We start from the raw sequence: 9,654 nt of genomic DNA, 5'->3' as shown, positions 1-9,654 counted from the left end.
GAACTGTCCGGCGGGCAATGGCAGAAGATCGCCTTGTCCCGCGCCTATATGCGCCGCAACGCCGATATCCTGATTCTGGATGAGCCGACCTCGGCACTTGACCCGGCAGCGGAAGCGGCGGTATTCGAGCATTTCAGCCGGCACACCCAAGGCCGCATGACCTTGCTGATTTCTCACCGCTTCTCCAGTGTGCGCAATGCAGACCACATCATCGTGCTGGACCAGGGAACGATCCTGGAGCGGGGCGATCACGACAGCCTGGTAGCGGCTGGCGGGCGCTATGCGCAGTTGTTTGACTTGCAGGCCCGGGGTTATCGATAGACCGGGAGCCTCATGAGGCCCCGGGCCAATCACGGTCAAGGCATTGGCGGCAGTTCATGGGGGCTGCAGATCGAACACCGGTACTTCGCTCTGAATTGCAAAGCGGGCGTTCCAGGCAGCGGCGCCGATACACTTCGGTACCAACGATATCTTTAGCGTCTTGGTTACTTGACGATGTCTGGTCATAGTTGTTTAAGGGCTGGTTCGAGCATTTATTGATGTCGGGCTTTCTCTGGTTTGAGTGTTCACTCAAATGGAGTTTCAGCGCAAAGCTGGAGCTCCTCAAGCGACCGATTGTCGATGCTGACTGGGTTATCATCGCTCCTCACTTCATCACAATCTCCAACATCTTTGATGTGGCCATGAATAAGGATTGGCCTCGGCACTCCGAAGAGTGATGCGCCCCCAGTAATGGCCTGCGTTGGCCGTTCACACCCACGAAACTTTCTACCGGTATACTGCCTGCCATTCCTGCTTTGAGGTTTGGTCGTCATGGTAAATCGCCGGCAATTGTTAAAGCTCAGCGCCCTCGGCACCACGTCCTTCGCGGCGCCGCTGGCGTACTCTGCGAGTAAGATGACCACGACCTACAATACCGGTAATCCGGTTGGCTCAACTTTCTCAGAAGACTTACGCGACAACGCCCAGAGTCTGGACTTCTTCGTCAATGGGCCCAATCCGTCATACCCCGATCGCCTGGGCGTGCTACGCAAGACGTGGAAGGGGATGGAGGGGGAGTTTGATGCGGATCAGACGCGGCGTGAGTCTGAGTTCGACGCTGATCAGAATGATCGGGAACGAAATTTCACCGCGTTCATGGATGCCAGCGGTTTTGAACCACCCGTGCCATACGCTCCAGGGCTCAATCTGGTTCGCATAACTCAAACCGTTACCTACCTCGGCAACGAATACCGGATAAAAAGTCAGTTCCTGCCGCTGACAGCTACCAACTGGGCGACGGACGAACCGAAGCTGAAGATGATAGGCGACTACTCGCTTCGGCAAGATCTGGCCAACTCTACCGACTTGAGCAAAGGCGCTGGGATGTCGGCTTGGAAAATATCAAAGCTTGCAAGGTCTATTGAGAGTGCTAAGGACGCCCTGGATCACCTTGAGGTTCCGCTTTGGTCATTCGCTGATCGGGCCATTGGATACTCCGAGGGGGGGGATCCATCTACCTGGGACTGGGGGCCAGCCATCAGCGCCGCAGACCGGGTAATCGATACTCTATCAGCGTGCGGTGGCTGTATTGTTGCTCGTGCTGGTGTTTACGGCATAGGGTCGCAAGCGACCCTTACCGGACTTGGTAAGGGCCTGAAGGGGCATGGAATTAGAGCCACAGAGTTCAGGGCCCTGGCGGGATACACTGGAGATATCATTGTTTACTCCGGGTCCAGTTACTGCAAGGCTGAACATTTCAAAATAGTCGGTTCTGGTGGGGCAACCCAGCGAGGCATTTATATGCCTTACCGGCCAGACGTAGCCGTTACGCTGTCAAATCGTATTAACTGTGTACATGTCGAAAGAGTGGCTGAAGGTATTGCACTAGAGAACGCGGTCCATTGCACAATAACCGATGTTCATACTACTCGCGATTGTACGTTGTTCGGATTGCGATCTCAGTTCATTGCCGGTGTAGGTGTTGGTCAGGGCGGCACGAACTTGCGACTGATTGGCGGCTGGTATCAGGCGCATGAAACTACTGGCACGTCCGTGTATGTGAATTCGAACACAAACTTAACATCCATCGGTACGCAGTTCGAGAACGGGCGCTTCGGTCTGGTTATGCGAGCTTGCCCTGGCGTTACGCTGGTTAGCCCGTTCTTTGAAGACTGTGGCCTGCACTTGACGTTACAGGGTTGTACCAACGTCATGATTACGGGAGCAACCCTGGACTCTGGAACTAGCCCGGACCTGGGGGTCGTTGTCCAAGCGCTTATCGACCTTGACGGCGGGTCAGGCATTAAAATTTTCGGCCTGTATTCCGGCGCGGATGACAAGTCATACATTGATGCCCTTATCAGGTTCTCAAATGGTTCATACGGAAAATTCCCTGATGACGTGCTGATCGACACTTACAAGAGCTACGGCGGCAAAGGGCTCTCCGGCACAGTGAACGCCACCAGACTGCGGGTAATCAACGCGGGAGCAATGGCTCTGGGTGGTGCAATCATTACTGGTGCGCGGGTGCAATTACCCATCCTTACCGCTGCGCCGATGAGCCCGGCTTTGGGTGAAGAGTTCAACGCTGATGGTGTGTCTTGGCGGCCCACGACGGGTGGCAGGGCGCGAGTAATTTATTCGGGATCGGGTGTATACACAAAAATCACAAACTTTTAATTAATCAACCTTGTTTACCGAAAGCACGGATTACTGATAACAGTATTTTTGCCCCAATCGTTGTGAATTTTTAATCTTCTGTCTGCGCTCTAAATACTCAGGTGATCTATACGCTATTACCTTCTCCAATACACCGAACACTTCCCCGCTATTTTCGGTGCATTCTGCTAGACGGCAGCGATTTGCAGGGGGGAAGAGGATGCGCTGCGTCAGCGCATCGGCGTCATCTTTCAGGAATACATTCGCCATCAATTCTCCGTGGGCGAGAACATCGGTGTGGGCGACACCTTGGCCTTTGACGATGAAAAACGCTGGCATGAAGCCGCCGCCGAGGGTATGCCACTCAATTGGGACGATGGTTTGCCGGTGGGCAAGAACTGTCCGGCGGGCAATGGCAGAAGATCGCCTTGTCCCGCGCCTATATGCGCCGCAACGCCGATATCCTGATTCTGGATGAGCCGACCTCGGCACTTGATCCGGCAGCGGAAGCGGCGGTGTTCGAGCATTTCAGCCGGCACACCCAGGGCCGCATGACCTTGCTGATTTCTCACCGCTTCTCCAGTGTGCGCAATGCAGACCACATCATCGTGCTGGACCAGGGAACGATCCTGGAGCGGGGCGATCACGACAGCCTGGTCGCGGCTGGCGGGCGCTATGCGCAGTTGTTTGACTTGCAGGCCCGGGGTTATCGATAGACCGGGAGCCTTATGAGGCCCCGGGCCAATCACGGTCAAGGCATTGGCGGCAGTTCATGGGGCTGCAGATCGAACACCTGCACTCTGACACCACCACATCATGCCCGGATTTATGCCGTCACCTTGGGCAGCCAATCATGGCTGCGATACCAGGCGACCGTATCGGCAACCGTTTGCTCAAACGGTCTGAACTTCAGTGCGAGTTCGTTTTCGCTCTTGGTATGGTTGAAGTGGCTGCGCCCGGTTTCCTTAACCATCAGCCGTACAGTTGCCAGGCTGAGCAGGACAGGTTTGCCGCTGATGCGCGCGTAGAGTTCCTGGAGTGTCGCCAAGGTGTACAGCAGGGGCAAAGGCACATCACGCGTCGGTGTCTTGACGCCTGCGATTTTGCCCAGCAGGGGTACCAGTTCCCGCATGGTCATATGGCGGCCTGCTGCCAGGTAGCGCTCTCCGCTTCGTCCGCGTTCTGCCGCCGCGATATGCGCCAGTGCTACATCCCGGGCATCGACAACGGAAAAACTGCCGGGCACCAGACCAGGCAATTTGCCAAGAACCACGTCGTTGACAAACTGCCCCGATGAGGTGGGTCCGATGTCCGCGGGGCCCCACATCCAGCCAGGCAGCACCATGCTGGCATGCATGTCTGGATGGTGCTCCAGAAACGACAGCACGGCCTGGTCGGCCAGTATCTTGCTGCGGTAGTAGTCGTCGGCATCGGCCAACTCACGCAAGCAGGTCTCGTCGATAGGTCGGCCCGGAGCCCCATTCAGCACTGCAATGGATGAAGTCTGGATAAAGTGCCGGATGCCGGCACGGTAAGCCTGCTCGATGAGCCGTTGTGTCCCGTTCACATTGATGCGTTTGAGTTCCTTCCAGTGGCTGCCCCCCTTGTAGTTGTCTCGAAAAAAGGCGGCGGTGTGAAATACCACATCGCACCTTTGCAACGTCCTGGAGAAGGCAGACACGTCCGCCATATCGCCCACCACCAACTCAACCCCCGCCAGCCCGGCGAACTGTTGCCGGCCTTTGGCCTGTGAGCGGACCAGTGCCTTGACGGAGAAGCCGCGCGCGACCAACTCGCGCACAAGGTTGTTGCCGAGTAGTCCGGTAGCGCCTGTAACGAAAGCGGATTTCAATTTTTTGGTATTTTGCATGTCGAGTGATTTTCAAAGTCCATTTGAGTTTTAAATGTAGCGAAGTGTAATGACAGATATCAAGTGATATCTGAATTTTCCGGGGAGGCTGTCAGCGGGTTGCCGGAGTCGACCCCGGGTTGGTGTGTCGCCCGTCTGACGGGCGATACCAATATCCGGCTATGCCCCTGCGCAAAAGCATCGTTTGATACCCAAAGTTCATGTGATATCTTTTTGCGCATGAACCCACAGACCGCAAGAAAACGCCTGACCCGCGAGGAAAGCCGGGCCCAGACACGTGAACGCCTGATCGAAACTGCGCAGCACCTGTTTGTATCGAACGGGTATGGCGGCACATCGATCCGCGATCTCGCGGATCGGGCCGGCTATTCGCAAGGCGCCTTCTACTCAAACTTTTCCAGCAAAGAGGATGTCCTGCTGGAGCTTTTGCGCCGGCACATGGAAGCCGAAGCGATGCAACTTTCCACGGTCATGGAAAGTGACGGGCGAACGCCGGAACAGCTGCTCGCAGGATTGGAGACCTGGGCTTCCACGCTCAACCACGATGCCGACTGGTGCATGCTGTCCATCGAACTGCAGTTACATGCCAACCGCAGTTCGACGTTCGCTGTTGAATACCAGAAGGTCTGGGATCAGCATCGGGCCGAGATTGGTCGCGTTGTCAGCCAGCTGTTCAGTCAACTCGGGCGCATTCCCCCTGCCGCGCCGGACGAACTGGCCGCGGCCTTCATGGCGCTGACCCATGGACTGGCCCTGCAAAGAGTGAGCACTCAGCCTGATCCGTCAGGGCGGATGATTTTGGTATTCCTGCGCGGGCTGATCGAAAGTGCCGTTGTTGTCGAGGCAGCATCTACCGGTAGCGTTCGTCCTCGCCAATGAAATCCGAGCGGTGCGAGTTGACCGCGATCTCACCCGTGTTGGCTGGTGCGCCAGGAGGAAGCTGTAAGCACCCGCTTGGTGGTTCCAGAGTCGGTGTAATCAGGCCATCTTTGAAGTGTTTATAGTTTGGTTGTATTTTCTGGTAACTCCCTGTGCGGGTGCCAAGACTTCTAAACAGTTCCGTAATATCGCCTACATACTTCATGTGTTGCACCAGTTGTGAAGTAACTCGGGAATTCAACACACCGTTAAGTTAAAAGTTGATGCGTCGTCTTGGCGTTGGCAGCGGTGCGGCCATTTTTTGATGTCTGCGTTTTGGGGTTTATTGTTATAAAGGGTCGGAAATATTTGTTTGTGTTTGCCTGAACGCTTTCAGGCGTCATGTTATTTAAAGAAGGCGGAGCTGTTAGAAAACGTCGAGTAACGCATATCGAATAAAGTGTAATGTAATAATGGCAGGTACGTGTACTTAGCGGAAATATGACTTCACGAAGCGAAGGGGTATACGTTTTTGGAAGCCTTCGATGATTTGATTCTTGGCTATGTATTAAAGAAGCTGACCGATGTATTTGAAGAGATAGTAGCGGTTTCAAAAAACACCCCTTCGGATAAGACGACGGGCGCCGTGGGTACCAGGCAAGGTAAAGCTGCAAAGAAAATTCCCGTCTGGCTGGGGCGCTTGAGAGTCAGCACTCCTTATCAAGTGACCCATGTGCTGCTTGATCAGATGCACGCTTCGCGAAAGCTTAATCACGACCTGCGCTACGAGGCACAAGCCGCCTTGCTGGAGGCACTGGTGGAGGAAGAGCTGGCGATGGATGCCGCGAGTTATTCGGTGGCTGTTGTCGAGGGTCGATTGAGGTGATTTCCGGATCGCTGAACGGTTGTCTACTGAGCTCGCTCTCGGTGTCGGAAACGTTTGGATAACGGCAGGGGGCACATGACCGACACTGTCAACGAAATCGGCCAGGCAAGGGGCCAAGATCAGCCAGGACCTTGAACGCATGGTCGAGTATCTGCACAGCTTGGCCGAACGTTTCAACCGATAGCCATTAGCTCCCATTTGTAGTGGTCTAATGAAACCGGACACCCATTCGCCCCCATCAATTCGACGGTAGGCTTGCCCTGATGCCGGTAAGTTAAGCCGTTACGCGCACCGTAGCAGCTGCCGAAGGCTGCGTCCGGCCGCGTAGCGGTCGCAAATGGGTGACTGCGGTCTACCTGAAAGGACGAAGTTTGCCATTTTACGAGTGCTGCGCACTCGAACGCAGCCTTCGGCAGCTGCTACGGGGGATGTGCGCAGCCAGACGGCTTGACTTACCGTCATTTGGGCTTGCCCCTGCGCTGGCTACGGCTCGCTAAACTAATAGAAGGCGGTGCTTGTTTCACCCGCCGTTGTCGCCTTCAGGAAAGCACCAAGTCATGCAACAACACAGCTACCAATTACTGGAAGTCGCCCACGGCAAGCCGATCAAGCTCTGGACCCAAGGCGTTCCCGTTGAGGCAGAAGCCAGGCAGCAATTGATGAACACCGCAAAGATGCCGTTCATCTTCAAGCACCTGGCGGTTATGCCAGACGTTCACCTGGGTAAGGGGTCGACCATCGGCAGCGTGATTCCCACCGTGGGCGCGATCATTCCGGCAGCGGTCGGGGTGGACATCGGCTGCGGCATGATCGCCGCCTGCACCTCGCTGACCGCCGCCGACCTGCCGAACAACCTGCACGGCTTGCGCTGTGCGATCGAGAAGGCCGTGCCCCATGGCCGCACCTGCGGGCGTGCCGAGAGGGACAAGGGTGCCTGGGATAACGTGCCGCGCCCGGTCGATAAAGCGTGGTCGGCACTGGATGCCCGGTTCAAGGCCATCACCGACAAATACCCCAGGCTCGCCACTACCAACAACCGCAAGCACCTGGGAACGCTGGGAACCGGCAATCACTTCATCGAGGTTTGCCTGGACGAGGCGAATCGGGTCTGGTTCATGCTGCACAGCGGCTCGCGTGGCGTGGGTAACGCCATCGGCAATCTGTTCATCGAACTGGCCAAGGCCGACATGCGTCAGCACATCGCCAACTTGCCGGACCGTGACCTGGCCTACTTCGAGGAAGGTAGCCGACACTTCGCGGACTACGTCGAAGCGGTCGGCTGGGCCCAGGACTTTGCCCGGCAGAACCGTGCACTAATGATGCAGTCGGTGATTCTTGCGGTGCGTCAGGTGCTTGGAAAACCCTTCGAGGCGGCGCTGCAGGTGGTGAACTGTCATCACAACTATGTGCAGAAAGAGCGACATTTCGGCGAAGACATACTGGTGACCCGCAAGGGCGCGGTGTCAGCGAGGAAGGGCGAGTTGGGCATCATCCCCGGCTCCATGGGCGCCAAGAGCTTCATCGTCCGAGGGCTGGGGAATGAGGAATCGTTCTGCTCCTGCAGTCATGGCGCCGGCCGTACCATGAGCCGTACCCAGGCGAAAAAAAGCTTCACCGTCGAAGACCAGATCCGTGCCACCGCCCATGTCGAGTGCCGCAAGGACGCAGCGGTCATCGACGAAATCCCGATGGCCTACAAGGACATCGATCAGGTCATGCACGCCCAGCGCGATTTGGTGGAGGTGCTCCATACGCTGCGCCAGGTGGTGTGTGTCAAGGGATAGAAAGCGATAAGGAAGAACATGAAGCCCGGTTTGAATAGCAGCTGATTTTAAAGGGGGCTTGGGCGTTATTTGAGGTGGGTGGCAGAAATCTTTGCGTACGTTTCGCTATCGGTTGTGGCGAGAAGGCGTTGGCCATTCTTGAATTGAACGTAGAAGGTGATGTGCTTTACTTTTCCGCACAGCAGCAGGCCGGTGACCAGCCCGACAGGACCAAGAACCAGAGAGCCGGCAAGGCCCCAACGGATGGCGCTGCCTTTGTCGGTGACGATCTCTTCGCTCGAGCACTCGAGGATTTTCAGTTTTGAAATTGGAATATTCAGTTCGCGAGACGGATTAACTGAGGATCTTAAAATGAACATGCCGTCACGAAATTCGGCATCACCTGCCAGGAAATCGCCAGATATCACCATTATTCGCGACATGAGTTTTCTTCTTTTGATTTTGCTTGAAATTAGCTGTGCTACTGGGCTCCAAGACCCTTTCAGAGTCAATCGACTTGCGACAAAAGGTGAGCGACTTCGTCCCATTGTGCGTCGAGCTTGCTGCTGAGCTGTTCGCGCCGGTTTCAGGCGGTGGGGAAGGTGTCCGGTGCCGTAAATGTTCGTGATCGTTGCGGACAGTCACACCAGAGCGGCTGCAGCACTCTGACGCACCAGTCGCTCAACGAAGAACTCCAGATGCCCCCGCGGGGCGGTCTGCAACGGCCAGCGGTTAACTTTCTGCGCCAGGGTCTTGAATGCAAGGGCGCCCCTGGAGCGTGGAAAAGCCTCATACAACGCGCGCTGGTTCTTCAGTGCCTTGACCATGCTTTCTTCATAAGGCAAAGCGCCGGCATAGTGTAAGGAGACGTCAAGGAAGTTATCGGTAATTTTCGTGAGCTTGCTGAACAGACTGCGACCTTGCTGCTGGTTGCGCACCATGTTGGCCAATACACGGAAGCGGTTCATGCCGTAGTCGCGATTAAGTACTCTGATGAGTGCATAGGCGTTGGCGATCGAGGTCGGCTCATCGCACACCACCACCAGCACCTCCTGCGCCGCGCGGACGAAGTTGACGACTAAATCGCCTATTCCGGCCGCGGTGTCGATTACCAGGACATCCAGATCATCCTCAATATCGCTGAAGGCATGGATCAGTCCGGCGTACTGCGCGCTGGTCAGATTAAGAATGTTCTGACTGCCGGGGGAGGCCGGGACGATACGGATTCCGCCGGGCCCTCGAAGTAGCACGTCGCGCAGCTCGCAGCGCCCTTCGAGCACGTCGATAAGCGTCTGATTGGGGGGCAGGCCGAGTGAGACGTTGACATTTGCCAGGCCTAGATCGCCATCCAGCAATATGACGCGTCGGCCAAGTTTAGCCAGAGCCAGCGACAAGTTGACTGCCACACTCGTCTTTCCTACACCACCTTTGCCACTGGTTACCGCGATAACCTGTACGGGATGCATGCTGTCCATGTCATTCTCACTCTATTTGATTTGACAGCTGTTTAACTGGATTAAGCCCCGACGTTCCGCTATAGCGCTGTAGAGTGTTTGCCCATGCAGTAAGCGTTAGAACAATCAAGCGGGTTTTTATAAGCGATCAGCAACTGCCCGGCGGCTCGACATGAATGATCA

The 9,654-nt window shown here is 55.9% G+C and carries 8 protein-coding genes and 1 pseudogene; 6 read left to right on the top strand and 3 right to left on the bottom strand.

Going from position 1 to position 9,654, the window contains the following annotated elements; all coding sequences use genetic code 11:
* The 3 genes and pseudogenes from AC07W5_RS28805 to AC07W5_RS28795 all read left to right on the top strand — a co-directional run.
* Window positions 1-321 (top strand): ATP-binding cassette domain-containing protein (locus AC07W5_RS28805; protein ID WP_495024815.1); only part of this gene is annotated, 321 nt, incomplete at its 5' end.
* A 492-nt stretch (window positions 322-813) separates the two neighbouring features.
* A complete protein-coding gene (locus AC07W5_RS28800) occupies window positions 814-2,661 on the top strand; it encodes a hypothetical protein (protein ID WP_495024814.1) in 1,848 nt (615 codons plus the stop codon).
* Between the two features lie 161 nt (window positions 2,662-2,822).
* Window positions 2,823-3,356: pseudogene (locus AC07W5_RS28795) on the top strand (ATP-binding cassette domain-containing protein); the annotation flags it as partial.
* Window positions 3,357-3,466: 110 nt separating this feature from the next.
* Here AC07W5_RS28795 and AC07W5_RS28790 read toward each other — a convergent pair.
* The gene (locus tag AC07W5_RS28790) at window positions 3,467-4,492 is read right to left on the bottom strand and encodes an SDR family oxidoreductase (RefSeq protein WP_494994843.1); all 1,026 of its coding nucleotides are present in this window, start codon (window positions 4,490-4,492) and stop codon (window positions 3,467-3,469) included.
* Between the two features lie 237 nt (window positions 4,493-4,729).
* On the opposite strand from AC07W5_RS28790, the gene AC07W5_RS28785 reads away from it, so the two are divergent.
* The 3 genes from AC07W5_RS28785 (at window position 4,730) to AC07W5_RS28775 (ending at window position 8,038) form a co-directional block, all read left to right on the top strand.
* Window positions 4,730-5,389 (top strand): TetR/AcrR family transcriptional regulator, encoded by a 660-nt coding sequence (locus AC07W5_RS28785; protein WP_495024813.1) that lies wholly within the window; start codon window positions 4,730-4,732, stop codon window positions 5,387-5,389.
* Between the two features lie 511 nt (window positions 5,390-5,900).
* A complete protein-coding gene (locus AC07W5_RS28780; protein ID WP_495024812.1) occupies window positions 5,901-6,254 on the top strand; it encodes a hypothetical protein in 354 nt (117 codons plus the stop codon).
* Between the two features lie 557 nt (window positions 6,255-6,811).
* Window positions 6,812-8,038, top strand: coding sequence for an RtcB family protein (locus tag AC07W5_RS28775; protein WP_495024811.1), 1,227 nt, complete (start codon window positions 6,812-6,814; stop codon window positions 8,036-8,038).
* A 65-nt stretch (window positions 8,039-8,103) separates the two neighbouring features.
* On the opposite strand, the gene AC07W5_RS28770 is transcribed toward AC07W5_RS28775, so the two are convergent.
* Together AC07W5_RS28770 and AC07W5_RS28765 are read right to left on the bottom strand one after the other, a co-directional pair.
* The gene (locus AC07W5_RS28770) at window positions 8,104-8,460 is read right to left on the bottom strand and encodes a hypothetical protein (RefSeq protein WP_495011783.1); all 357 of its coding nucleotides are present in this window, start codon (window positions 8,458-8,460) and stop codon (window positions 8,104-8,106) included.
* A gap of 198 nt (window positions 8,461-8,658) precedes the next feature.
* Complete coding sequence (locus AC07W5_RS28765) at window positions 8,659-9,492, bottom strand: MinD/ParA family protein (RefSeq protein ID WP_495024810.1); 834 nt, start codon at window positions 9,490-9,492, stop codon at window positions 8,659-8,661.
* Window positions 9,493-9,654 lie beyond the last annotated feature (162 nt).

The organism is Pseudomonas sp. GW821-FHT01E05 (genome assembly GCF_059422425.1).
Note: the sequence above shows the minus strand (reverse complement) of the source record. Positions and strands in the feature narration are given on the sequence as shown.

Coding starts and splice junctions, on each gene's coding strand:
- AC07W5_RS28785 (WP_495024813.1), top strand. CDS start 4,730: ATGAACCCACAGACCGCAAGAAAACGCCTGACCCGCGAGGAAAGCCGG.
- AC07W5_RS28800 (WP_495024814.1), top strand. CDS start 814: ATGGTAAATCGCCGGCAATTGTTAAAGCTCAGCGCCCTCGGCACCACG.
- AC07W5_RS28765 (WP_495024810.1), bottom strand. CDS start 9,492: ATGGACAGCATGCATCCCGTACAGGTTATCGCGGTAACCAGTGGCAAA.
- AC07W5_RS28770 (WP_495011783.1), bottom strand. CDS start 8,460: ATGTCGCGAATAATGGTGATATCTGGCGATTTCCTGGCAGGTGATGCC.
- AC07W5_RS28775 (WP_495024811.1), top strand. CDS start 6,812: ATGCAACAACACAGCTACCAATTACTGGAAGTCGCCCACGGCAAGCCG.